The following is a 22,918-nucleotide window of genomic DNA, read 5'->3' as shown; positions in this document are numbered from 1 at the left end:
GGCGACCGCCGCGGAGATCGACGCGCTGCTGCGCGAGCCGTAGGTCGCCAGGTGTCGCCTCGCCGGCCACGGGCGACGGGTCTGTCAGCTGCGGCCGAACCGGGAGGCGAACCGCGCGGTGAACAGGTCGGCGCCCTTGCGTTGGCGGACCGTCTCCGTCGTGGCCGCGGCGACACCGTCCGGTGTGGGGAGCTGGCCGACGCCCGCGCGCGTTCCCAGCGGAAGCAGGATTCTTCGCTCGGGTGTCGGTGTGTGAACGGCGTGCGGCCGGTCGCCGGCGAGCTGCGCTTTGATGTTCTTCACCACGAGGTCGGCATGGACCATCGAGTAGGAGGCCATCTTGGGGTCGGGGAGAGCGACGATGTCTCCGATCGCGTAGACGTGGTCGTAGCCCTGGACGTTCAGTCGTTCGGTGACCGGGACCGTCTTCTGCGCGGTCAGGGGCGAGAGGCGTCCGTCGGCCAGGTAGCCGGTGTTGATCTTGACGCCGAAGGCCTGAAACCAGGTGTCCGCCACGATCTGCTCGCCCTTGTCGGTCGTGACCGCGAAGCGGCCGGCCCGGCCGGCCTCGACCGTCGGCAACACGGTCAGACCGGTGCCCAGCCGTACGTCGATGCCGAGCTCGTCCAGCTGGCGGCGTAGCTCGTTCCGCACCTCGGGAAGGAAGCCGGGGAGCAGCCGGCCGGCCCGGTCGAGGATGACCACGTACTTGTCCGGCCAGACGTCCTTGATCTCTCCGGCGAGCTCCAGGCCGACCGGGCCGGCGCCGAGGATCAGCACGCGGTCGGTGCCGGCCAGCTCCCTGTGGGTCTCGCGCAGATCGTCCAGTTGCTGGTCGATGCTCGTCGACGCGTGGTGCGGTTTGGCCGGATACGTGTAGTCGGAGCCGGTGGCCAGGACCAGATAGTCGGCCTCGACTCGCTCACCCGAAGCGAGCGTGACGCCCTTCGGGTCCACTGAGACGGCTCTGTCGCGGATCACCCGCCCCTGTTGGAGCAGCGTCGCGAACGAGAAGAACGCGTTGTGCGCCCAGTCCGGTCGAGTCAGTGCCCGCAGCGACGCGGCCGCGTTGACGAAGGCCTCCCGGGGGTCGATGAGCGTGACGTCCGCCTCGGAGTCCAGCTCCTTGGCGACCAGTGACCCGCCATACCCTCCGCCGATGACCACCACTGTGTGATTCATTCCCGCTCCTCAGCGCAATTGCGGGTCGTTGGACGGTACACACGGCGCATCAGGAAGCCGCACACGCCCAAAGTTGACGCGACAACTTTAGGCATGGGTTAGTTGTCGCGTCAACTTCGTGCCGTTATGATCGAGCCATGACGAAGCCCCGCACACTGGAACCCGAGCAGTGGGAGCTTTGGGACGGCTGGATGCAGGCGCAGCGTCTCCTGGCCCGTGAGCTGGACCGTGACCTGCAGCGCGACCATGGCATCTCCAAGGCCGAGTTCAGCGTGCTCGTGACGCTTCAGCGGGCCGCCGAGGGCCAGCTGCGCGTGGGCGAGCTCGCCGAGTCGCTCGGCTGGGAGAAAAGCCGCGTGGCGCACCAGCTGACGCGGATGGAGAACCGCGAACTCGTGGCCCGGACCGCGAACCGGTCCGGCCGTCGGATCGGGATCAGGCTGACCGCCAAGGGCCGTACGGCGGTGAAGAACGCCATCCTGGGGCATGCGGACAACATCCGCCGATACTTCTTTGAAACGCTCACGCCCGAGCAGGCCGCAGCCATCCGCGCGTGGAGCCGGCAGGTCGTCGACCGCATTGAAGCGCGCTGCGGCGAGGACGCCGATGGCATCGCCGTGGAGAGCACCGACCGGTTGGACGCCGACCGGTCATGAACGACCGGTCCCGCCGAGCCGCATCGTCCGCCGCTCCTCAGCGGGACCTTTCGTTCGTCTGCTACATCGGCCCCGGCCTCCGCGGGGCGGGACCTCTCCCGGGCGCCGCGGCGACGTCCATCCCGTCGACGGTCCGGGCGTGGTCCCGAGGGGCGCCCAGGGCCAGGGAGACGTCGCGGGCGGCGGTGACGACCTCGTCGGCCAGGTGCTCGTCGTCCGGGGTGACCTCGAAGGTCAGGCCCGAGATCGAGATGCCGCCCATCACGGTGGCCGTGTGGTCGAACACCGGGGCGCCGACGCAGCGGATGCCCGCCTCGTTCTCCTCGTCGTCGACCGCGTAGCCCCGGCGGCGTACCTCCGCCAGGTGGTCCAGCAGCGCCTTCGGCTCGGTGATCGTGTGTTCGGTGCGGCGTGCGAGCCCCGTGCGGGAGGTGATCGAGGCGACCTCACCGTCGCGCAGCTGGGCCAGGATCGCCTTGCCGATCGAGGTGGAGTGCAGCGGCATGCTCATGCCGACCCGTGAGGCCATCTGGTACGGGCGCAGGCCTTCGACCTTGCGCACGTAGACGGCCTCGTCGCCGCTGCGGACCGCGAAGTGCACGGCGAAGCCCGTACGGTCGCGCAGGCGTTGCAGGGCCGCGTCGGCGTGCTGGGCCGGGTCGAAGCGGCTCATCACCTTGCCGGCCAGCGTCAGGATGCGCGGGCCCGGCACGTAGCCGCCGTGACCGTCGGCGCGTGCGAAACCCCAGCCGACGAGCGACTGCAGGATGCGGTGCACCGTCGACTTCGGCAACCCGGTGCCGGACGCGATGTCGGTCACCCGCCGGTGCTCGGCGAGCGCTTCGAGCACCGTGAGCGCCTTGTCGATGGAACCGCCGCCGGTCGAGCTCACCACACGCTGAGCCTATCCCCGTGGCCGACCGTGAAACCGGGCAGCTCACCGGCGCGTACGGACCGCCGGTGCCGCCCCGGCCTCACGCCTTGCGGCCCACTCCGGCGAGCAGCCGGCTGGGCGACATCCGGTACGGGCGGTCGGGACGCCATTCGGGCGCGTCGACGAGCCCGGGGGTGAGGAGGTCGAAGCCGGCGAACAGGGCGGTCACCTCGGCCCGCCCGCGGACCGACACGCGTTCCCTGAGCTCGGCGAAGATCTTTCGGAGCGCCGCGATCTCCTCATCGGTCAGGAACTCGAGAGTCGGGTGGCTGAGGACCAGGTGGCTGCCGGAGGCCAGCGGCTCGCGGAACTCGCGCAGAATCCGCGCCGGGTCGTCCTCGGGCGTGACGAGATGGAAGAAGTAGGTCGTCAGCAGGCCCACCGGCTCGGCGAAGTCGATCACCTCGGCGACGACGGGGTGCGAGAGAACCTCGGCGGGTCTGGTGGCGTCGGCGCGGATCGCCCGCGCGGGACCGTTCGAGGGCAGCACCGCCTGGAAGTGGCTGACCGCCACCGGGTCGTAGTCGACGTAGACGACGGCCGCGTCGGGGCCGGCGACCTCGTGCACGTTGCCCTGGCGCGGCAGGCCGCAGCCGATCTCCAGGAACTGCCGGATGCCGGCGTCGCGCAGGTGGCGGATCGCACGCTGGGCGAACCTGCCGTTCTCCACGATCGGGCGGCCGATGCCGGGGACCAGGGACGTGAGCTTGTGGGCGTACGCGCGATCGATGGCGTAGTTGTCCTTGCCGCCGAGCGCGTAGTCGTGGACCCTCGCCTCGGTCGGCCGGTGAGCGTCGACGCCTCGTGGCAACCAGGCCTGTTCGGTCACCTGCGCCTCCCGGTCCCGCTCCGTGAGCGTCAATCTACGCGGGGACGACACGACCGCCTCACGCATCACATGCGAAAAAGGTCGCGTTGTTTCCTAAATAGAAAATTACCAGCGCCATGCGGGTGAAATCGGAGCTGTGGCCGTTTCGTAACGATTGTCCGGAGGGTGGCGATCGGTCAGGAGGTCAGCACCAGAACGCCGTCATGCGCCAGCGGCCATGGTCGCACTCGAGCTCGTACGTGCGCTCCGGGATGTCCGCGGACCGGGCCCGCACCTGCCAGAGCTGGGTGTCCACGCCATCCTGCGGGCGGCGGAAGGCGAGCATCTTGAGGAACGTGATGACCTCGTAGTCACAGTCGTCCTGACGGAAGCATGCCGGGCTGTCGCCGCGAAACCTGACCTGGACCGGGTGATCGCATGTTCGCCGCTTCATACCTCCATCGTATCGAACATGAGTTCGAATGGCACGCACCTTCCATCTCGGGGTAAACAGAGTGCTCTTCCCGTCACCGAGCGTCATAACCGGCCTTTGCCGAGGCTTTGCTCAGACTTGACTATGCAATGTTTCATTACGGTCAAAACCGTCGTGACCAGCGGTTTCATCCGTTGCATGGCGCTGCGGATGGGCCTAGTCTCCCCCCAGCGCTCGCGCTCCGGTCATATCCGCGGCGAGCGGTCGCGGCTGCCCGGATCAGGCCGTCAGGGCCTTGCGAGTGACGCTGGTAGAGACCCCTGCTTATGGAGGCGGCATGGCGACGACCACGACCGGCGCAGTCGGTTCAGGGAGACATTTGCGCCGGGATGTCGGATTTTGGGGACTCATGTTCGTGTCCCTGGGTTCGATCATCGGGTCGGGTTGGCTACTCGGCGCGCTGACGGCGGCGAAGCTCGCCGGACCCGCGTCCCTGCTGTCCTGGGTGCTCGCCGCGATCATGCTGTCCCTGCTCGCCCTGGTGCACGCCGAGCTCGGCGCGGCCTACCCCGTCGCGGGCGGCACCGCGCGGTTCCCGGCCTTCGCCTTCGGACCGCTGGCCGGTTTCGCCGCGGGATGGATGGCCTGGATCCAGGCGGTGTCACTCGCCCCGATCGAGGTCGAGGCGACGCTGTCGTACTCCGATCACATCGGCTGGATCCACCGGAACTTCCCGCTGCTGCGCACCGACGGCACCCTGACCGGCACCGGGTTGATCGTCGCCAGTATCTTCATGCTGCTCTTCATCGTGATCAACATCGTCGGGGTCAAGCTCCTGTCGGAGTCCAACTCGATCGCGGTGATCTGGAAGACGGCGATCCCGCTGCTCACGATCGTCGTCCTGCTGTTGCTGACCTTCCACGTCGGCAACTTCTCGGCCGGCGGCGGGTTCGCGCCGTTCGGCGCGCACGGAGTGTTCGCGGCGTTGCCCGCCGGTGTGGTCTTCGCCCTTCAGGGCTTCGAGCAGGCGATCCAGCTCGCCGGTGAGGCCAGGAACCCGCAGCGGGACGTGTCCCGCGCGGTCATCACCGCCACCGTGATCGGCACGATCGTCTACATCCTGCTGGAGATCGCCTTCATCGGCGCCCTCGACCCGGGCAACCTCGCGCACGGCTGGGCCAACCCGATCGGCAAGGGCGACTTCGGCCCGTACGCCACGCTCGCGACCGGAGCCGGCGTCGCCTGGCTGGCGTGGATGCTGTACGCCGACGCCGTGATCTCCCCGGCGGGCACCGGCCTGGTCTACATCGCGACCTCCTCCCGCCTGTCCTACGCCCTGGGCCGGGAGAAGGCGTTGCCCAAACAGGTCGCGCAGGTCAGCAGGAAGGGCGTGCCGCTCATCTCGATCATCATCGCGTTCATCGTCGGCGAGCTCTGTTTCCTGCCCTTCCCGAGCTGGAGCAAGCTCGTCGGCCTGGTCACCGAGGCCACCGCGATCATGTACGCCTTCGCGCCGATCGCCATCACCGCGCTGCGCCTGCGTGACCCGGACCGGCCCCGGCCGTACCGCCTGCCCGCCTTCCGGGTGCTCGCGCCGATCTCCTTCGTCGCGGCCAACCTCATCATCTACTGGTCGACCTTCCAGGCCGAGTGGAAGCTCGGCGTGGCGTCCCTCCTGGGCCTGATCATCTTCGCGATCCACCGCACGACGCTGCCCGCCGGCGAACGCGTCCCGCTCAACCTGAGGTCCTCGGCCTGGATCTGGCCGTGGTTCGGCGTGATGGTCGTCATCGGCGCCCTCGGCCGGTACGGCGGCAACAACACGATTCCCAACTGGACGGACATCGTGATCGTCGCGGTCTGGTCGCTGATCGTCTACTTCGTCGCGGTGCGGCTCGCGGTCTCCAGCGCCGAGGTCGCCGCCGCCGTGGAGGCGGAGGAGGCCGAGCTCAGGGCGGCCCCGGCCCTCAACCTCGCCGACTGACCGCACGGGTGAACACGCGCCTGCGACGGCGCGCCCGCCGACCCCTGAGGGCCGGCGGGCGCGCCGTCGTCGCGTACGGGCCCTAGGACAGCAGCCGCAGCCGGACCGTGGTCGGCAGGTCGCGGAGCTGGCCGATCACGTCTTGGGTGTACTGGCTGCCGATGTCGGTGATCACGTACCCGAGGTCGCCACGGGTGCCGAGCAGCTGGCCCTCGATGTTGACCTCGTGGTCGGCGAGCACACTGTTGATCGTCGCCAGCACGCCGGGCGTGTTGCGGTGCAGGTGCGTCAGGCGGTGCACGCCGTTCTGCGAGGTCAGCGAGACCGGCGGCAGGTTCACGCTGAGCGAGGTGTTGCCCGTGGAGACGAAGTCGTGCAGCTTGCCGGCCACGAACTGGCCGATGTCCTGCTGCGCCTCTTCGGTCGACCCGCCGATGTGCGGCGTGATGATCACGTTGGGCAGCCCGCGCAGCTCGGAGACGAACTCGTCGCCGCGCGCCTTGGGCTCGGTGGGGAACACGTCGACGGCCGCGCCTGCCAGGTGCCCGGACTCGATGTGCCGCCGCAGCGCCTGGTGGTCGACGACGAAGCCGCGCGAGAGGTTGAGGAACAGGCTGCCGGGGCGCATCCGCGCGAACTCGGCCTCGCCGAACATGCCGCTGTTGCCCGGCCTGCCGTCCACGTGGAGCGTCACGACGTCGACCGTGGCGAGCAGCTCCTCGATGCTGGAGCAGCGGCGCGCGTTGCCCAGCGCGAGCTTGTCGGCGGTGTCGTAGAAGAACACCGACATGCCGAGGTTCTCGGCGAGCACCGAGAGCTGGCTGCCGATGTTGCCGTACCCGATGATGCCCAGGCGCCGCCCGCGCACCTCGTGGCTGCCCTCGGCGGACTTGTCCCACACCCCGGCGTGCATGCCGGTGTTCTTGTCCACGAGGCGGCGGGTCAGCGCGATGATCTCGGCGATGACCAGCTCGACCACGCTGCGGGTGTTGGAGAACGGGGCGTTGAACACGGCGACGCCGCGCGTGGAGGCGGACGTCACGTCGATCTGGTTCGTGCCGATGCAGAACGCGCCGACCGCGAGCAGGTCGGGCGCGGCGGCCAGCACCGCGTCCGTGACGTTCGTCTTGGAACGGATGCCGAGCAGCTCGACACCGCGGATGCGGGCGATCAGCTCGTCTTCGTCGAGCGCGCCGGCGACGGTCTCGACGGCGTAGCCGTTCTTCTCCAGCCCGGCGACCGCGTCGGAGTGGATGTTCTCCAACAGCAGCGCGCGGCGGGGTGCAGTAGCGGGGCTCACCTGGAAATCCTCCTACCGGATTCGGTCGATATTCATGCTATGTGAGGCCGCCGCGCCGGTGCGCCACCGCTGCGGTCAGCAGCTTCGAGCGTACTGGGCGGGGGAGACGCCCAGCGTCCGGGTGAAGTCGCGGGTGAAGTGGGACTGGTCGGCATAGCCCAGCTCGGCGGCCAGCGCGGCCCAGTCGACGCCGTCGCCGTCCGCCGCGCGCTCGGCCGCCTCCTGCATCCGGTGCCGCCGGATCACCCATTTCGGGCCCACACCGACGTACTCGGCGAAGATCCGCTGAAGCCGCCGCGCCCCGATCCCCAAGGCGGCCGCCAGATCGTCCACGCGCAGCAGGGCGGGGTCGGCGGCGATGCGGGCCACGATGGCCGCGACCTCATCGATCACCGGGTCGGGCCGCTCCGGCGCGCGGGACCGCAGCAGATCCTCCGCCATCGCGGCGGCCCGGTCCCGGTCGGGCTCGGCGATGATCGCGTCCGCGACGGTTCGCGCGGAGGGGCCGAAGATCTCCTCGACCGGCGTGAACCGGTCGGTGAGGGCGGACACCGGCCCGTCGAGGAAGGGCCGGAACCCGCCCGGCCGGAAGCACACCCCGACGACGCGGCCCCGGCCCGCGATCGTCTCGCCGAACACGTCGCGGACGACTCCGGCGACCCGCGCCCTTCCTCCGGTCGTGAAGGTCATGTTGATCGCCGGGCGGGTGAGCACCTGTTGCCGGTGGGGCTCGCGATCCCGCAGGTCCCAGGTGAGGATCCAGAGGTAGTCGGCGACGGCCGCGAGGTCCGGTGAGGGCGCCCGGCGCTCGACGGTGAAGCGTTCGAGCGCCGTGCGGCGCCAGAGGATGCCGCGCCCGCCGCCGTACGCCCCTTCGACCATGGGAGCAGTGTCGCATTTGTTCAATACCGGCCCGCCGGGGCGCTACTACGGTGGCGTACCGGTCGTTTCGACCGTGAGATCGGAGGAGAGAGGCCATGGAGCTGCGGCCGCTGATGGTACGGGCCGTCGAGACGTCGAACGCGGTGGTCCGGGGGATCGAACCGGAGATGCTGGACCGGCCCACGCCCTGCCCGGAGTTCGACGTGCGCACGCTGCTCGGCCACCTGTCGGGCTGGATGACGGAGCCGGCGCGAGCGGCCGCGCTCAAGCGGCCGAACACCGGCGCCCCCGACGAGGGCTTCACGCCCGAGCCCGGCTGGGCGGAGAGCCTCACCGAGCGGACCCGCGCGACCGCCGAGGCCTGGTCCGCGCCGGACGCCTGGGAGGGCACCGCCAGTCTGTCCGGAGACATGCGGATGCCCGCCGAGGCGATCGGCGGGCTGGTGTTCGCCGAGTTCCTGCTGCACGGCTGGGATCTGGCCATGGCGAGCGGGCAGGAGTACGCCCTCGACGACGACCTGGCCGAGGCCCTGTTCGGCCAGGTGTCGTCGATGGCGGACATGGGCCGCCGGTACGGGGCGTTCGGGCCGGAGGTCGCGGTCTCCGCGTCGGCCCCGCCCGTCGACCGTGCGCTGGGTCTCGCGGGACGTGATCCCGCCTGGCGGCCCTGAACGCGGACGGGCGGTCTCTCAGCCGCTCAGGCGCGCGAGCGTGCCTTGCGGGCGCGGCGCTTCGTGGCCTTGATCCGGCCGCCGGCCTTGGCGCCCATGGACTGGCGCTTGCCCGCGGCGTACGCGAGGGCGGCCGTCATGGCCAGGACGACGAGCGGCATTATCGGACGGCGCGAACGCGAGAATCCCATCGTGGCACTCCTAGGTACGGTTACCGCTCCGAGCGGGCGGTGGTGGGTGTGATGAACCCGGTATGCCCGGACATCGGTCACGATCAGATCGTGCTCGCGTCAAGTTCTGGGCCGTCGGTGATCGAGCGGGGTTTGACGTCGGCGCTCGTACCGGGTCAGTGCTCGTCCCAGTGACCGCTGTGCGCGGCGTGCCGGTGCCCGTCGTGGATGTAGTCGACGTGGTCGCCGTGCGGCACGGCGACGTGCCCGCAGCCCTCATGGTGCTGGTGCTCGTGGTGGTCGTGCTCACTGTGGCCGCTGGGCTCGCACTCCTGGCAGTGTCCCTCCTGCATGGTGTCCAGGTGGCCCTCGTGCGCGTAGTCGACGTGATCGCCGTGCGGGACCGCCACATGACCGCAGGCTGGCCCGTGTGCGTGGCCGTTGTGATGCGACATGATTTCCCCCTTTTGTCCCTCTATGGCTGACATTCCCGAATTCACGCGGACGGACCCGTCAGGCTAGTTTGATCATGGATTCCACGAGGGAAGGAGATCAGCGTGCGGGTTGGTCTGGCGCTGAGTCAGTACGGGGCGTTCGCACGGCGCGACGCGGTCATCGAGGTGGCGCGTGCCGCCGAGGCGCTCGGCTTCGACAGCCTGTGGACCGGTGACCGCATCCTCGACCCGGTGAATCCACGTGATCGCTACCCCGGCAGCGCCGACGGGCGGATGCCGCCCGAGTACACCACCTTCCTCGACCCGCTGACCGTGCTCACCGCCGCCGCCGCGGTCACCGAGCGCGTCCGGCTCGGCACCAGCACGCTGAACGCCCCCTGGTACTCTCCGGTGCTGCTCGCGCGGACCCTCACGAGTCTCGACGTGCTGAGCGAGGGCCGCCTCGACGTGGGTCTCGGCCTGGGCTGGTCCTCGGACGAGTACGCGGCCGCGGGCGTGCCGTGGGCGCGACGCGGCGTGCGGCTGGAGGAGATCGTCGACGTCCTGGAGCGGATCTGGGCGGACGACCCGGTCACGTACGAGAGCGGGTCCTTCTCCGTGCCGACGTCGCGCATCGAGCCGAAGCCGGTCCAGCGCCCCCGCCCGCCGATCTACCTGGGGGGATACTCCTCGGTGACGCTTGAGCGCATCGGCCGCCGCGCCGACGGCTGGCTGGCCGCGGGCGTGCCGCTGGCGGTGCTGACCCCGATGTGGGACGCCGTGCGCCATGCGGCCGAGGACGCCGGCCGCGACCCGGACTCGCTGCGGATGATGCTCCGCATGAACCCTCGGATCACCGACGAACCGGCCGCCGCCGACCTGCTGCCCCGGACCGGCACCATCGAGCAGATCGCCGAGTACGCCCGGTCGACCGGCGCGTACGAGGTCTTCGCCGACTTCCAGCAGACGACCGGGGACCTGAAGCAGATGCTGGACCTGGCCGGGCGCTTCCGCGCGGCGATGGCCTGACTCAGGCGCGCGTGAGGGCGCGATCGGGCGTGCGGCTCACCGGGAGCCCGGCCCGGCCGGCGAACCGCCCGAACCGGATGGCGTCTCGTACGGCCGCGCCGCCGGGGTCGTTGTTGAAGTAGACGTAGGCGTCGTCCGGCCACGCGTCACCGATGCGTCCGACCCAAGCGCGCAGTGCCTGGTCGCCGTAGCTCGGCCACGGTCTCGCCGCGCCCTCGTGGAACCGCACGTACCCCCAGCCGGCCGTACGCCACAGCGGCGTCAGCGGCCGGCCGAGCCGGTCGGGCCAGCAGAGGGCGGCGCCGCGCTCGGTGAGCAGGTCTCGTACCTCGCCGGTCCACCAGGAGTCGTGGCGCGGCTCGACCGCGACCCGTACGCCCGCCGGGAACGCCCGCAGGCAGCGGTCGAGCCGCTCGGGCTCGGCCCGGAGCGTGGGCGGGAGCTGGAGCAGGATCGGCCCGAGCCGGTCGCCGAGCCCGCGCACGGAGTTCATCAGGCGTTCGACGGGTTCCTCGGGGTCGGCGAGCCGCTTGATGTGGGTGAGGTAACGCGAGGCCTTGACCGCCATCACGAACGCCGCGGGCGTCAGGCCGCACCACCGTTCGAACAGCTCGGGGGCTGGCAGGCGGTAGAAGGCGTTGTTGTTCTCCACCGTGCCGAACGCGGCGGCATAGGTCTCCAGCCAGCGGTTCTGCGCCAGGCCGGTCGGATACAGCACCCCCCGCCAGTCCTTGTACTGCCAGCCGGACGTGCCAACGAGGATCGGCATGCCGCGTACATACCCCCGGAGGGCGACGTACGCTCGCGGGCCGCTCAGGGCAGCGACGCGCGGACGCCGCTGATGATCAGTTCCAGGCCGGCGTGGAAGTCGCGGTCCCGGCGCTCCCGGGGGATGGCGGACTTACGGGCCTGCTCCTCGAACGTGTAGCCGTTGACGAACGCCAGGACGGTGTCCACGGCGACGACGGCCGCCTCGGTGGCGAGCCCGTCCGCGCCCAGCGCGGCGACGAGGTCGTGGAAGGCGGCGACGGCGGCGCCACCCGGGTCCTGGAAGCCGGCCATGAGGCGCGCGCCGTCGCGGTGGGCCAGCATGACCTCGCGGACGCCGGTCGCGGTGCGGAGCAGCCGCTCGTCCCACGGGCCGCCGGGCGGCGGAGGGGCGTCGGCGGGCGACGTGGCCAGGTGGGAGACCATCCCGTCGAGCAGGGCCTGCTTGCTCGGGTAGTGCCGGTACAGCGCGCTCGCCCGTACGCCGAGCCGGGACGCCAGCAGGCGCATGGTGAGGCCGTCCAGGCCGACCTCGTCGAGCAGCTCGATCGCCGCCTGAACCACCTCCACGCGGCGCTGCCCCATCGATGTCCTCCCGGTTGACAAGTCGGCGGTCCCTACGTGAACAATGTACACGTGTACGGCGTTCACGTGCACGTTGTACACCTCGAGTTGAGGGGAAAGCGGACATGATGGACGGACGAGTACTGGTGATCGGGGCGGGGCTCGGCGGGCTGACGCTCGCCCACGCCCTCATGCGCGCGGGTGTCGACGTGCGGGTGCATGAGGCCGACGACGGGAGCGGCGACCGCTTCCAGGGGTACCGGATCGGCCTGGCGCCGCCGGGCCTGGAGGCGCTGCGGGCGGCCCTGCCGGAGCGCCTGTACGCGCTGGCGGAGGCCACGGGCGGCAGGCTGACCGGCCCGGGGCTGCTGTTCGACGAACGGCTCACGGAGCTGAGCCGCGACCACGAGGGGCCGTCGCCGGGCACGCTGGCGACGGACCGGCAGGTGCTGCGGCGAATACTGCTCGGCGGGCTGGGCGACCGGGTCGCGTACGGCAGGCGGCTCGTGGACTTCGCCGAAGACGCGGACGGGGTCACCGCGCGCTTCGCCGACGGCACGGAGTCCCGCGGTGAGGTGCTGGTCGGCGCCGACGGCGGGAACTCCGCGGTACGGCGGCGTCTCGTGCCCGAGGTCGGGCTGGTCGACGCCGACCTGTGCGGGGCGATGGGCCGCACCACCCTCACCGACCGGTTCCTGCGGCTGGTGCCGGGCCGCGGCACGATGGTGAAGGGCCCGGGGATCACGCTGATGCTGGGATCGATGCGGTTCGGCCGTGAGCCGTCCGCGGCCGCCGCCGAACTGGCTCCCGGCCTGGACCTGCCGTACCGCGACGACTACGTGCGCTGGGTGCTGCTCGTGCCGCCGGGACACCCGGCGGCCACCGCCCCGGGACGCGCCGCGGAGGACGCGCGCGACCTGGTGCTGGAGCTCATCGACGGCTGGCACCCCGACCTGCTCGACCTCGTGCGTTCCTCCGACATGAGCGCGGTCGGCCGGTCCAAGGTCCTCGACCGGCCGATGCCGCCCTGGCCGGCGGGGCGGGTCACGCTGCTCGGCGACGCCGCGCACCTGACCCTGGCCAGCGGAGGCAACGGGGCCAACACCGCGATGCAGGACGCCGTACGCCTGAGCGCGCGGCTGGCCGAGGCCTTCGAGGGCGAGCGGGACCTGCGGTCGGCCCTGGAGGAGTACCAGCGCGACCTGCTCGAACGCGGGAACGCGGCGGTCGAGGTCGGCAAGCGGGCGATGAAGCGGTTCGTCCCGTCGGGCACCGCGCGCGGGGAGGAGTGACTCCGTGAGCGGGTACGGCAAGGGGGAGGTCCGATCCGCCGACGGGACGACGATCGGCTACCGGCGCTGGGGCGATGGCCCCGCGCTGATCCTCCTGCACGGCGGAATGCTGGCGTCGCAGCATCTCACCGGGCTCGCCGAGGCCCTCGCGGACGCCTTCACCGTCTGTGTGCCCGACCGTCGCGGACGAGGGCTGAGCGGCGGGCACGGCGGCGAATACGGCGTCGCGCGCGAGGTGGAGGACGTGCGGGCCCTGATCGCGGAGACCGGGGCGAACCGGATCTTCGGCCTGAGCTCCGGCGGGCTCGTCGCCCTGCGCACGGCCCTCGCCGTCCCCGAACTGGAGCGGGTCGCGCTGTACGAGCCACCGCTGGACGCCGCCGGCTCGATGCCGCTGGACTGGCTGCCGCGCTTCGAACGGGAGATCGCGGCCGGCCGTACGGGCGCCGCCCTGGTCACGGCCCTGAAGGGCATGGAGGTCGAACCGGTGCTCGGCCGCGTGCCGCGCTTCGTGCTCACGCCGCTGATGGCGATCGCCGGCCGGGCGGGGCGCGAGCCGTCCGGTGACGACGTGCCGATCGAGGCGCTCGTCCCGACCCAGCGGTTCGACATCCGCCTCGTCCAGGAGATGGCCGGCACCGCCGAGGAGTACGCGTCGGTGCCGGCGCAGGTGCTGCTGCTCGGCGGGGCCAGGAGCCCCGCCTACCTCCGTGCGGCGCTGAGCCGCCTCGCCGCCGTGCTCCCGCACGCGCGGAGCGTGACCTTCCCCCGCCTCGGCCATTCGGGCCCGACGAACGACGGGCGGCCGCTCGTCGTGGCCGCTGCGCTGCGGGACTTCTTCACGGCCGATCCCGGCCGACCCGCGCGACCAGACGGCGCAGGTCGGTGATGGCGAAGTGCTCGGCGGCGCGCTCCGCGTCGCCGTCGAGCACCGCCTCGGCCAGGCCGTGGTGGCGCGGCGCGGCCTCTTTGTAGATCTCGCAGGTGTACGGCTCCTCCGACACTCCCGCGGCTCACCTTCAGCGGGGCGGCCGGCTCATGCTCGCTGGGCAGCCGGTCGCCCAGGTAAAGGTCTGGAAGTTAGACCTTTGCCCTCTTATGCTGCGTTGCATGTGATCCCCGACTCTAGGAGGGTCCTGCCGGTGAACGAGGGATACGTCGACTTCCGCGGTCACCGGACGTGGTACCGCGTGACCGGAGATTTACCCGCGGACAAGGCGCCCCTCGTGGTCCTGCACGGCGGTCCCGGCTGCACGCACGACTATCTCGACTCCCTGGCCGAGCTGGCCGGCACCGGGCGGGCGGTCGTCCGCTACGACCAGCTCGGCAACGGCCGGTCCACCCACCTGCGCGACAAGGGCGCCGGGTTCTGGACCGTCGACCTGTTCGTGGAGGAGCTGGCCGGCCTCATCGCCCGGCTGGGCATCGGCGACCGCTACCACGTGCTGGGCCAGTCGTGGGGCGGCATGCTCGGCGCCGAACACGCCGTGACCGGGCCCGCGGGCCTGCGGTCGCTGGTCATCGCCGCCTCGCCGGCGTCGATGCAACTGTGGCTCGCCGCGGCCGGCGAGCTGCGCGGACGGCTCCCGGCCGACGTCCAGGCGACGCTGCTGCGCCACGAGGAGGCCGGCACGACCGGCTCGGAGGAGTACACCCGGGCCACCCGGGTCTTCTACGACCGCCACGTCTGCCGCATCCCGTGGCCCGAGGAGGTCGTCCGGCCGTACGCCGACGGCATCGCCGACGTCCGGTGGCAGATCTTCGACCAGTCCAGCCACATGCCGCACGTCGAGGGGAAGGACGCCTGCCTCAAGGCCATCGCCGCCTTCCTCGACCAGCACGACTGAGCCCGACGAGCCGCGCGAGCGGCACGACCGAGAGGTCCCCGCCTCATGTCCTCAGAGACCCTCCGCTCCTTCGGGTACGAGCAGGAGCTCAAGCGCTCCCTCAGCCTGGCCGACCTGATGATCTACGGCCTGGTGTTCATGGTGCCGATCGCGCCGTTCGCCATCTTCGGCGTGGTCTTCAACGGCGCCAAGGGCATGGTGCCGCTCACGTACCTCATCGGGCTGGTCGCGATGCTGTTCACCGCGTTGAGCTACCGCGAGATGTCGCGGGCCTTCCCGATCGCCGGCTCGGTCTACTCCTACGCGGGCCGCGGCATCAACGACAAGGTCGGTTTCCTGGCCGGCTGGGCGATCCTGCTCGACTACCTGCTGGTCCCCACCCTGCTGTACGTCGTGAGCGCCGCCGCGCTGACCTCGCTGCTTCCGGGCGTGCCGCAGTGGATCTGGATCGTGGCGTTCGTCCTGGTCAACACGGTCGTCAACTACCTCGGCATCGAGTCGACGGCCCGGCTCAACCGGCTGTTCCTGCTGCTGGAGATGATCGTGCTGGCGCTCTTCGTGGCGTTCGGCATCGCGGCGATCGCGGCGCACCGGAACGGCGCCCACTTCTCGTTCGACCCGCTGCTCAAGCCGCACCTGGTCACGCCCGGCCTGATCTTCGGGGCACTGTCCATCGCGGTGCTGAGCTTCCTCGGCTTCGACGGCATCTCGACGCTGTCGGAGGAGGTCAAGGACGGCGACCGACGGCTCGTCGGCCGTGCCACGGTGCTGTCGCTGTGCGCGGTGGCCGCCCTGTTCATCATCCAGACGTACGTGGCGTGCCTGCTGGTGCCGCACCAGACCTCGTTCGCCGACGGCGACCCGACCAACACCGCGTTCTACGACATCGCCAAGACCGCGAGCGGTGCCTGGCTCAAGACGACCGTCGCGGTCGCCTCGGCGCTGGCCGCGGGCGTCGCCAACTCCCTCGTCGCGCAGGCCGCCACCTCGCGCCTGCTCTACAGCATGGCGCGCGACCGCAAGCTGCCCGCCTTCCTCGCGCACGTCCACCCCACGAGGAAGATCCCCGAGCGCGCCATCCTGTTCGTCTCGGTGCTGTCGCTGATCCTCGGGCTGGTGTTCGTGGGCCAGGTCGACCTGCTGTCGTCGCTGGTCAACTTCGGTGCGCTGTTCTCCTTCCTGCTGCTGCACGTCTCGGTGTTCGTGCACTTCGTGCTCAGGAACAGAAGCCGCCGCTGGCACCTGCACCTGGTCGCCCCCGCCGTCGGGTTCGTGATCATCGGCTACGTCCTGGTCAACGCGGACACGCGCGCCAAGGTCGGCGGGATCATCTGGTTGGCCGTCGGCGCGGCCCTGCTCGTCTTCTACCGGCTGACCGGCCGGGGCACCGAGCTCTCCCTGGAGGACTGACCATGCACGTCAAGCGGACCGAGACGCACACCGCCTGGGACCACGCGCTGGCCCCGATCGCGACGGTCGCGCCCGGCGACGAGATCACCGTCGAGACCGCCGAGGCGAGCGGCGGCCAACTCACCGCCGGCTCCACCGCCGCCGACGTGCCCGGCCTGGACTTCACCCGGGTCAACCCGGTCACCGGCCCGTTCACGGTCGAGGGCGCACGGCCGGGCGACGCGCTCGTGGTCGACATCCTCGACGTGGAGGTCGGCTCCTGGGGCTGGACCGCCTGCATCCCCGGCTTCGGCCTGCTCGCCGAGGACTTCCCCGATCCGCACCTTCGGGTCTCCACCATCGCGGACGGCCGCGCCGAACTGCTGCCCGGCGTCTCGGTGCCGGTCGTGCCGATGATCGGCACCATCGGCGTGGCGCCGCCCGAGCCCGGACCGCACCCGATGGTGCCGCCGAGCCGCTGGGGCGGCAACCTCGACGTGCGCCACATCGGTCCCGGCGCGCGGCTCGTCCTGCCGGTCGGCGTCGAAGGTGCCCTGCTTTCCCTCGGCGACGCGCACGCCGCGATGGGCGACGGCGAGGTGAGCGGCACGGGCGTGGAGACCGACGCGACCGTACGGCTCCGGGTCGGCCTGCGCCGCGACGCCGCGCCGGCGACGCCGGGCATCGAGACGCACCCGCGTACGCACCGCACCGGCGCGGCACTCGCCACGACCGGCGTCGGGCCCGACCTCATGGCCGCGGCCGTGGAGGCCACCCGCGCGCTCGTCGCGGAGATCGCCGGCCGTACCGGGCTGGACCCCGTCGACGCGTACCTGCTGGCCGGTATCGCCGCCGACCTGAAGATCTCCGAGGTCGTGGACGCGCCCAACTGGGTGGTGTCGGCGCATCTGGAGCTCGCGTACCTGAGCTGACGGTTCAGCCGAGGTGCAGTGCCACCGCCGCGTCCGTCTCCTCCTGGACCACGCTGTAGCCCGTGTCGCGCAGCAGTGCCGTGAACCGGTCGCGCGGACCGCCGTCCGGCACCTCGACGTGCGCCCGCGCCGCCGGGGAGTGGCGCCGGCGGATGGTCGTCCCGTCGTATCGGTACAGCCCCCACTGCGCCCACGGCACGTCCGGCGCCGGGTCCTCGTGCTGCATCCAGGCCATCCAGACGTCGCCGTGGACGTACCAGCAGTGGATCGCGCCCTTTCGCCAGGCGCCCCGGTGCCGGATCCAGACCCAGGGGTTCCGGGCCTCGACCCGATGAGAGCCGGCCGGATAGTGATCAAGCTGACGGGCATCGTGCATGATCAGGCATTCTCGAACACAAGTTCGAATGATCGCAAGCTCGGCCGGCCGGGAATCGATCCGTCTCGTCCGGCGGAACCAGGTGCCGATCGGCGTGCGTCCCCGTGATCCTCCGCGCCTTTCCGGAACCGCCGTACCTACGCTCCCGGCGCCTTGCCGTTCACCGCGAGGACGGCCGCCGCGCACGCGGCGCCGACCTCCTCGATCGTGGGCGCCGGAACGTCCTCGCGCGCCGGCTCGGGACGCAGGTCCGCCGGATCGCCGATCACCGTCACGCCGCTGTCCAGCAGGTCGGCGACGTCCTCGGCGCTCCATTCCGCGACGCATGACCGCCAGTGCGCCGGGATCGCGATGCGCGGCCCGCGCTCGGTACGCGGCTGGAAACCGTCGGACAGCACGGCCTCCCGCAGCCGCCGTGCCCGGTCCGAGGGCCAGCCGGCCGACGCCAGCGCGGCGTTGAGTGAGGTGAGGACCACGGCCTCGGGTGCGGTCAGGCCGGTGTGCACGGGCCGTTCGGCGTCGCCTGCGCGGAACGTGAAGCCGGGCACGCCGATCGCCTCGGCGAAGCGCGCCCACAGCAGCTCCGGCGGACGGCCGGGGCTGGTCACCACGCGCACGCGGGACTCGCCCACCTCACGCGCCCAGCGCCGGGCGAGGCGGCCGACCGCGAACGCCCGCCACAGATGCAGGTCGAGGTCCTCCTCGATCCGTGCCGCCGGCATCCGCCGCTGCTCTCCGAGCATGTCGAGGTAACGCTCGAATCCCAGGCGCCGGCCGTTGCGCACGTGCTGCTGCCACAGCGACGGCAGCGACCGGTTCAGGCCCCGCGCGGTCACCACGATCTCGACGTCGCGCACGGCCAGCCGGTCGAGCAGCGTGCGGATCGCCGACGTGCGGATCACCGAGAGCGCCTCCGCGGACAGCAGCACCGTCCCCTTGGTGCGGGCGACCTGGCGTTCGAGGATCTTCCACGCGCCCTTCTCGTCCGCGGCCCGCTGCTCGGACACCCAGGGGTACTCCGATCCGAGCAGACCGTAGGAGGCCCACTCGTGGTTCTCCGTACGGCGCCGCCGCCTGCCCGCGGGTGCCACCGGGTAGACGACGCCGGCCTTGGCCAACTCCCCGGCGCCGCTCGCGATGAGCTCCTGAAGGTAGGTCGTGCCGGACTTCTGCAGACCTATGTGCAAGATCAGGCGGGATGCCATCGGCCACCGTTCGCAGCAAAGGAATGGTCAAGGGATGGCAAATGAGATTAGACGTCATGCGGCCGATCGCCGTGGCCCTGCCGGAATCACCGGGTGAACAACTCATGGCCGGACCTCGACGTGGACATGAGCGTTCGCTTGATGTCGTCTGCGTATTCCCTTGTGAGAGGAGGCGCCGATGATCCGTGAGAACCCGCCGGTGCTGTTCCGCGCCGCCTGCGTGCTCACACTCGACGGGCCGGAGACGGAGGCGTTCGCCGTGGACGGCGACCGGATCCGCGCCGTCGGCGACGTGGCCGCGCTGCGCTCGCGGTTTCCCGGCGCCCGTGAGGTCGACCTCGGCGCGTCCACGGTCGTCCCCGGCCTGCACGACGCCCACGTTCACCTCGTGCACGCCGCCGAGGGCCTGCTGCACCTGGACCTGTCTGCGGCCGCGGTGAGCGGGGTGGCGGACCTGCTGGACCGCGTCGGAGCGGAGGCGCGTACGACCGGGGCCGGAGCCTGGATCCGCGGCGGCCGGTACGACGACGCCAAGACCGGGCCGCTCACGCGCTGGGACCTGGACCGGGTCGCGCCGGCCAACCCGGTGCTCGTCGTGCAGGTCGCGGGGCACTGGGGCGTCGCGAACTCCCGCGCGCTGGACGAACTGGGCATCGGGGAGTCCTCGCCGCCGCCGGCCGGTGGCGAGTACGGCCGTTCCCCGGACGGACGCCTGGACGGGCGGCTGATCGAACGCGCGCTGATGAACGTCGTCTATCCGGCGACGGCGCGCGGCGGCACGGCGCTGCCGGCCGCCTCGCCGGAGGACCGGCTGCGCGGCCTGGAGCGCGTCGTCCGGCGATGGCACGCCGCGGGCCTCACCTCGATCTGCGAGGCGCTGGTCGCGCCGTCGGACGTGGACCTGCTGCGGCGGGCGCGGGATCGCGGCCTGCTGACGCTGCGGGTCGGCATGCTGCTGTCCGTCGACCACTACGACCGGGCGCGCGCCCTGGGCGTCGGAAGCGGCTTCGGCGACGACTTCCTGCGTTTCGTGGGGGTGAAGGCGTTCGCGGACGGCGCGCTCGGCGGCCGTACGTGCCTGCTGTCCGAGCCGTACGCCGACGGCGGCCACGGCATGCAGACCACCGCCACGGAGGACCTGTTCGAGGCGGTCGCGACGGTGCACCGGAACGGCGACCGGATCGGCGTGCACGCGAACGGCGACGCGGCGATCCACCTGGTCCTGGACGCCTTCGCCGCCGCGCGGCGGAACGCTCCCCGGCCGGGCCTGCGGCACCGGATCGAGCACTGCTCGGTCGTGGACGAGGAGATCCTCCTCCGGATGAGGGAGCTGGAGGCCGTCGCCGTCCCGTTCGCGGGTTATGTCGCGTACCACGGGGACGCGCTGAACCGCTGGTACGGGCCGTCGCGCACGGAGCGGATGTTCGCGCACCGGTCCTTCCTGGACGCGGGCGTGACCGTGGCGGGCTCGTCGGACCACCCGTGCGGCCCGTACGAGCCGCTGGTGGGCGTCCAGTCGATGGTGACGCGGAGGGGCCTCGGCGACGGGGCCCCGGTCGGCCTCGCGCAGCGGGTGAGCGTGGAGGAGGCGCTGGGCGTCTACACGACCGGCTCGGCCGAGGCGGACGGTGTGGCCTCCACCCGCGGACGCCTGGCGCCCGGGTACGCGGCCGACTTCGTGGTGCTGGGGGAGAACCCGCTGACCGCCGACCCGTACGGCATCGCGTCCATCCCGGTACTCGCCACGTACGTCGCGGGCCGACGTGTCCACGGCTGACGGGGCCCGCGCGCGCATCGACGGTCGCGCTCGCCGGTCCGGGTCAGCCGACGAGCTCCAGGGCGAGGGTCAGACCGGCGGCGTGGCGTTCCTCGGCGGTCGTGTCGGTGTCCTGGAGGGCGAACATCGCGGCGTTGATCGAGGCCATGGCCATCACGCACTTGAGCTGGGCGAGGGCCGGGGCGTCCCGGTCGGTCAGCAGGTGGACCATCGTGCGCATCCGGTCCTGGAGCTGGTCGCCCACGGTCAGCTCGCGCATCGAGGTGCGTGCGTCCTGGAGCAGCCGCCGCATGCCGGGCGGGCTGTCGTGGGCCAGGCGGGCGTACCGTTGGACCAGCTCCCTGCGGGTCTCCGGTGTGCGGGGCTGTTCGCGGAACCGGGTGATGAGCGCGTCGATGTCGGCGATGAGGCCGTCGAAGAGGCTGACGACGATGTCCTCTTTGCTGTTGAAGTGGTAGTAGAGCGCCGCCTTCGTCACGTGGAGACGCTCCGCGATCTCCCGCAGCGAGGTCTTCTCGTAGCCGTGCTCGGCGAACAGCTCCAGGGCGGTGGCCTGGATCCTCTCGCGTGTGTCGCTCCGGCGCTCGCCCATCCCCCGCCTCACCTGCCTTACTTGACGCCCGGTTAGTTTGTAGCTTACCGTACGGCAAGTAAGATTGCTATTGGTGGAAACGGGGTACCTGATGCCGTTTCGGGGAGGGGTGGACGAATGACGGTCACGGACGCAGCGGAGGTGGCTCCGCCGGACACGTCGGCGCCGCCGCCGAGGAGCACGCGCTCGATCTACATCGCGATGGTCGGCCTCATGCTCGGCATGTTCCTGGCCATGCTCGACAACCTCATCGTCGGCACGGCTCTGCCGACCATCGTCGGAGACCTCGGCGGTCTCGCCCACCTGTCCTGGGTCGTCACCGCCTACGCGCTCGCCACGGCGGCGGCGACGCCCATCTGGGGGAAGCTCGGCGACCTGTACGGCCGCAAGGGCATGTTCATGTCCGCGATCGTCGTGTTCCTGGTGGGCTCCGCGCTCTCCGGCGTGTCGCAGAACATGGACCAGCTCATCGGCTTCCGCGCGCTGCAGGGCCTGGGCGCCGGCGGTCTGATGGTCGGCGCGATGGCGATCATCGGTGACCTGGTCCCGCCGCGCGAACGCGGCCGCTTCCAGGCGCTGATCGGCGGCATGATGCCGGTGGCGTTCGTCGGCGGCCCGCTGCTCGGCGGATTCCTGACCGACCACCTCAGCTGGCGCTGGGCGTTCTACGTGAACCTGCCGCTGGGCGCCGCCGCACTGCTGGTGACCGGCCTGGGCATGCGCCTGCACACCCAGCACGTCAAGGCCAAGATCGACTTCATCGGGGCGTTCCTGCTGACCGTCGGGGTCGTGGCGCTGACCCTGGTCGCGAGCTGGGGCGGCACGGAGTACCCCTGGGCCTCCTGGCAGATCATCGCGCTCGCGATCACCGCCGTCGTGGGGCTGGTGCTCTTCGTGTACGCGGAGGGCAAGGTGTCGGAGCCGATCCTGCCGCCGCGCCTGTTCCGCAGCCGCAACTTCAGCGTCGCGCAGATCCTCAGCTTCCTGGTCGGCGCCGCGATGTTCGGCGCGGTCAACTTCCTCCCGCAGTACATGCAGTACGTCCGGGGCGCCTCGGCCACGGCGAGCGGCCTGCTGCTCCTGCCGCTGATGTTCGGCATGCTCGTCGTGATGCTGACCACCGGTCAGCTCATCACCCGCAACGGCCGCTACCGGATCTACCCGATCATCGGTGGCGCGATCCTGACCGTGGGCATGCTCGTCCTCCTCATGCTGAAGGTGGACACCAGCACGGCGGCGAGCTCCGCGCTGACCATCGGGGTCGGCCTGGGCATGGGCTTCATCATGCAGAACACGATGCTCGTCACCCAGAACAGCGTCGAACTGCGTGACATGGGCGCGGCCAGCGGCTCGGTCACCCTCTTCCGTACGATCGGCGGTTCGCTCGGCGTCGCGCTGCTCGGCTCGATCTACACGAACCGTCTCGAGCACACCCTGAGCGAACAGCTCGGCTCCAAGGCCGGCGGCTCGCTGACCACCGGCGGCGTCAACCTGTCCCCGGCGGCCCTGCACAAGCTGCCGCAGATGGTGCGCGACGCGTTCGAGCTGGGCGTCACGAACGGCGTGCACGGCGTGGTCGTCGGCGGGGCCGTGCTGGCCTTCGCCGGGTTCCTGGTCGCCTGGCTGATCCGCGAGGTGCCGCTGCGCGGAAGCGCCCCGGCGGCCGCCCCCGCCGCCCCGGCGGCTCCGGCCG

The 22,918-nt window shown here is 71.2% G+C and carries 25 protein-coding genes; 11 read left to right on the top strand and 14 right to left on the bottom strand.

Annotated elements, in window-relative coordinates; translation table 11 throughout:
- Positions 1-84 precede the first annotated feature (84 nt).
- Positions 85-1,182: an NAD(P)/FAD-dependent oxidoreductase gene (locus tag ACFFNX_RS13840; RefSeq protein WP_378200585.1), complete on the bottom strand. Its 1,098-nt coding sequence runs from the start codon at positions 1,180-1,182 to the stop codon at positions 85-87.
- 137 nt (positions 1,183-1,319) lie between these two features.
- Between ACFFNX_RS13840 and ACFFNX_RS13835 the strand changes: the two genes are divergently transcribed.
- On the top strand, positions 1,320-1,838 hold the full coding sequence (locus ACFFNX_RS13835) for a MarR family winged helix-turn-helix transcriptional regulator (protein ID WP_378200582.1): 519 nt from the start codon (positions 1,320-1,322) through the stop codon (positions 1,836-1,838).
- Between the two features lie 61 nt (positions 1,839-1,899).
- Here the strand turns inward: ACFFNX_RS13835 and ACFFNX_RS13830 are convergent, their stop codons facing one another.
- The 3 genes from ACFFNX_RS13830 to ACFFNX_RS13820 all read right to left on the bottom strand — a co-directional run bounded on the left by ACFFNX_RS13830 (position 1,900) and on the right by ACFFNX_RS13820 (position 4,034).
- Complete coding sequence (locus ACFFNX_RS13830) at positions 1,900-2,733, bottom strand: IclR family transcriptional regulator (RefSeq protein WP_378200578.1); 834 nt, start codon at positions 2,731-2,733, stop codon at positions 1,900-1,902.
- Between the two features lie 79 nt (positions 2,734-2,812).
- Positions 2,813-3,601: an SAM-dependent methyltransferase gene (locus ACFFNX_RS13825; protein ID WP_378200574.1), complete on the bottom strand. Its 789-nt coding sequence runs from the start codon at positions 3,599-3,601 to the stop codon at positions 2,813-2,815.
- 184 nt (positions 3,602-3,785) lie between these two features.
- Entirely contained in the window at positions 3,786-4,034 is a 249-nt protein-coding gene (locus tag ACFFNX_RS13820; protein ID WP_378200571.1) for a hypothetical protein, read from the bottom strand.
- A gap of 316 nt (positions 4,035-4,350) precedes the next feature.
- Here ACFFNX_RS13820 and ACFFNX_RS13815 point away from each other — a divergent pair, with 316 nt between their 5' ends.
- Entirely contained in the window at positions 4,351-5,997 is a 1,647-nt protein-coding gene (locus ACFFNX_RS13815) for an APC family permease (RefSeq protein WP_378200568.1), read from the top strand.
- 82 nt (positions 5,998-6,079) lie between these two features.
- Here ACFFNX_RS13815 and serA read toward each other — a convergent pair whose 3' ends face one another.
- Entirely contained in the window at positions 6,080-7,297 is a 1,218-nt protein-coding gene (gene serA / locus ACFFNX_RS13810) for a phosphoglycerate dehydrogenase (RefSeq protein WP_378200565.1), read from the bottom strand.
- Between the two features lie 75 nt (positions 7,298-7,372).
- Positions 7,373-8,179: a helix-turn-helix domain-containing protein gene (locus ACFFNX_RS13805; RefSeq protein ID WP_378200562.1), complete on the bottom strand. Its 807-nt coding sequence runs from the start codon at positions 8,177-8,179 to the stop codon at positions 7,373-7,375.
- A 95-nt stretch (positions 8,180-8,274) separates the two neighbouring features.
- Between ACFFNX_RS13805 and ACFFNX_RS13800 the strand changes: the two genes are divergently transcribed.
- On the top strand, positions 8,275-8,850 hold the full coding sequence (locus tag ACFFNX_RS13800) for a TIGR03086 family metal-binding protein (protein WP_378200560.1): 576 nt from the start codon (positions 8,275-8,277) through the stop codon (positions 8,848-8,850).
- A gap of 26 nt (positions 8,851-8,876) precedes the next feature.
- Here ACFFNX_RS13800 and ACFFNX_RS13795 read toward each other — a convergent pair whose 3' ends face one another.
- Positions 8,877-9,041 (bottom strand): hypothetical protein, encoded by a 165-nt coding sequence (locus ACFFNX_RS13795; RefSeq protein WP_378200557.1) that lies wholly within the window; start codon positions 9,039-9,041, stop codon positions 8,877-8,879.
- 155 nt (positions 9,042-9,196) lie between these two features.
- Positions 9,197-9,430, bottom strand: coding sequence for a threonine dehydratase (locus ACFFNX_RS13790; protein ID WP_378200554.1), 234 nt, complete (start codon positions 9,428-9,430; stop codon positions 9,197-9,199).
- Positions 9,431-9,577: 147 nt separating this feature from the next.
- On the opposite strand from ACFFNX_RS13790, the gene ACFFNX_RS13785 reads away from it, so the two are divergent.
- A complete protein-coding gene (locus ACFFNX_RS13785; protein WP_378200551.1) occupies positions 9,578-10,483 on the top strand; it encodes a TIGR03619 family F420-dependent LLM class oxidoreductase in 906 nt (301 codons plus the stop codon).
- Between the two features lies 1 nt (position 10,484).
- Here the strand turns inward: ACFFNX_RS13785 and ACFFNX_RS13780 are convergent, their stop codons facing one another.
- Both ACFFNX_RS13780 and ACFFNX_RS13775 read right to left on the bottom strand, forming a co-directional pair.
- Positions 10,485-11,252 carry a DUF72 domain-containing protein gene (locus ACFFNX_RS13780; RefSeq protein ID WP_378200548.1) on the bottom strand — a complete coding sequence of 256 codons (768 nt, stop codon included), beginning with the start codon at positions 11,250-11,252 and terminating at the stop codon, positions 10,485-10,487.
- 44 nt (positions 11,253-11,296) lie between these two features.
- Entirely contained in the window at positions 11,297-11,836 is a 540-nt protein-coding gene (locus ACFFNX_RS13775) for a TetR/AcrR family transcriptional regulator C-terminal domain-containing protein (RefSeq protein WP_378200545.1), read from the bottom strand.
- Between the two features lie 104 nt (positions 11,837-11,940).
- Here ACFFNX_RS13775 and ACFFNX_RS13770 point away from each other — a divergent pair, with 104 nt between their 5' ends.
- Together ACFFNX_RS13770 and ACFFNX_RS13765 are read left to right on the top strand one after the other, a co-directional pair.
- A complete protein-coding gene (locus ACFFNX_RS13770; protein ID WP_378200542.1) occupies positions 11,941-13,107 on the top strand; it encodes an FAD-dependent oxidoreductase in 1,167 nt (388 codons plus the stop codon).
- Between the two features lie 4 nt (positions 13,108-13,111).
- Complete coding sequence (locus ACFFNX_RS13765; protein ID WP_378200539.1) at positions 13,112-13,996, top strand: alpha/beta fold hydrolase; 885 nt, start codon at positions 13,112-13,114, stop codon at positions 13,994-13,996.
- On the opposite strand, the gene ACFFNX_RS13760 is transcribed toward ACFFNX_RS13765, so the two are convergent.
- Entirely contained in the window at positions 13,947-14,111 is a 165-nt protein-coding gene (locus ACFFNX_RS13760; RefSeq protein ID WP_378200536.1) for a hypothetical protein, read from the bottom strand. The two genes, ACFFNX_RS13765 and ACFFNX_RS13760, sit on opposite strands and share 50 nt — an antisense overlap.
- Positions 14,112-14,249: 138 nt before the next feature.
- Between ACFFNX_RS13760 and ACFFNX_RS13755 the strand changes: the two genes are divergently transcribed.
- Genes ACFFNX_RS13755 through ACFFNX_RS13745 form a run of 3 tightly spaced genes read left to right on the top strand, consistent with a single transcriptional unit; the run spans position 14,250 to position 17,275 of the window.
- Positions 14,250-14,954: an alpha/beta fold hydrolase gene (locus ACFFNX_RS13755; protein WP_378200533.1), complete on the top strand. Its 705-nt coding sequence runs from the start codon at positions 14,250-14,252 to the stop codon at positions 14,952-14,954.
- A 45-nt stretch (positions 14,955-14,999) separates the two neighbouring features.
- Positions 15,000-16,364 (top strand): APC family permease, encoded by a 1,365-nt coding sequence (locus ACFFNX_RS13750; protein ID WP_378200530.1) that lies wholly within the window; start codon positions 15,000-15,002, stop codon positions 16,362-16,364.
- Positions 16,365-16,366: 2 nt separating this feature from the next.
- Positions 16,367-17,275, top strand: coding sequence for an acetamidase/formamidase family protein (locus ACFFNX_RS13745; RefSeq protein ID WP_378200527.1), 909 nt, complete (start codon positions 16,367-16,369; stop codon positions 17,273-17,275).
- A gap of 4 nt (positions 17,276-17,279) precedes the next feature.
- On the opposite strand, the gene ACFFNX_RS13740 is transcribed toward ACFFNX_RS13745, so the two are convergent.
- Positions 17,280-17,651 carry a hypothetical protein gene (locus tag ACFFNX_RS13740; protein WP_378200524.1) on the bottom strand — a complete coding sequence of 124 codons (372 nt, stop codon included), beginning with the start codon at positions 17,649-17,651 and terminating at the stop codon, positions 17,280-17,282.
- 137 nt (positions 17,652-17,788) lie between these two features.
- The gene (locus ACFFNX_RS13735; protein WP_378200521.1) at positions 17,789-18,856 is read right to left on the bottom strand and encodes a hypothetical protein; all 1,068 of its coding nucleotides are present in this window, start codon (positions 18,854-18,856) and stop codon (positions 17,789-17,791) included.
- Positions 18,857-19,034: 178 nt separating this feature from the next.
- Here ACFFNX_RS13735 and ACFFNX_RS13730 point away from each other — a divergent pair, with 178 nt between their 5' ends.
- On the top strand, positions 19,035-20,633 hold the full coding sequence (locus ACFFNX_RS13730; protein ID WP_378200518.1) for an amidohydrolase: 1,599 nt from the start codon (positions 19,035-19,037) through the stop codon (positions 20,631-20,633).
- Positions 20,634-20,676: 43 nt separating this feature from the next.
- On the opposite strand, the gene ACFFNX_RS13725 is transcribed toward ACFFNX_RS13730, so the two are convergent.
- Positions 20,677-21,225 carry a TetR/AcrR family transcriptional regulator gene (locus tag ACFFNX_RS13725; protein WP_378200515.1) on the bottom strand — a complete coding sequence of 183 codons (549 nt, stop codon included), beginning with the start codon at positions 21,223-21,225 and terminating at the stop codon, positions 20,677-20,679.
- 117 nt (positions 21,226-21,342) lie between these two features.
- Between ACFFNX_RS13725 and ACFFNX_RS13720 the strand changes: the two genes are divergently transcribed.
- Positions 21,343-22,918, top strand: a 1,576-nt coding sequence (locus ACFFNX_RS13720) for an MDR family MFS transporter (RefSeq protein ID WP_378200511.1), incomplete at its 3' end; no start/stop codon positions are given.

This window comes from Actinoallomurus acaciae (assembly GCF_042429965.1).
GTDB lineage: Bacteria > Actinomycetota > Actinomycetes > Streptosporangiales > Streptosporangiaceae > Actinoallomurus > Actinoallomurus acaciae.
Note: the sequence above shows the minus strand (reverse complement) of the source record. Positions and strands in the feature narration are given on the sequence as shown.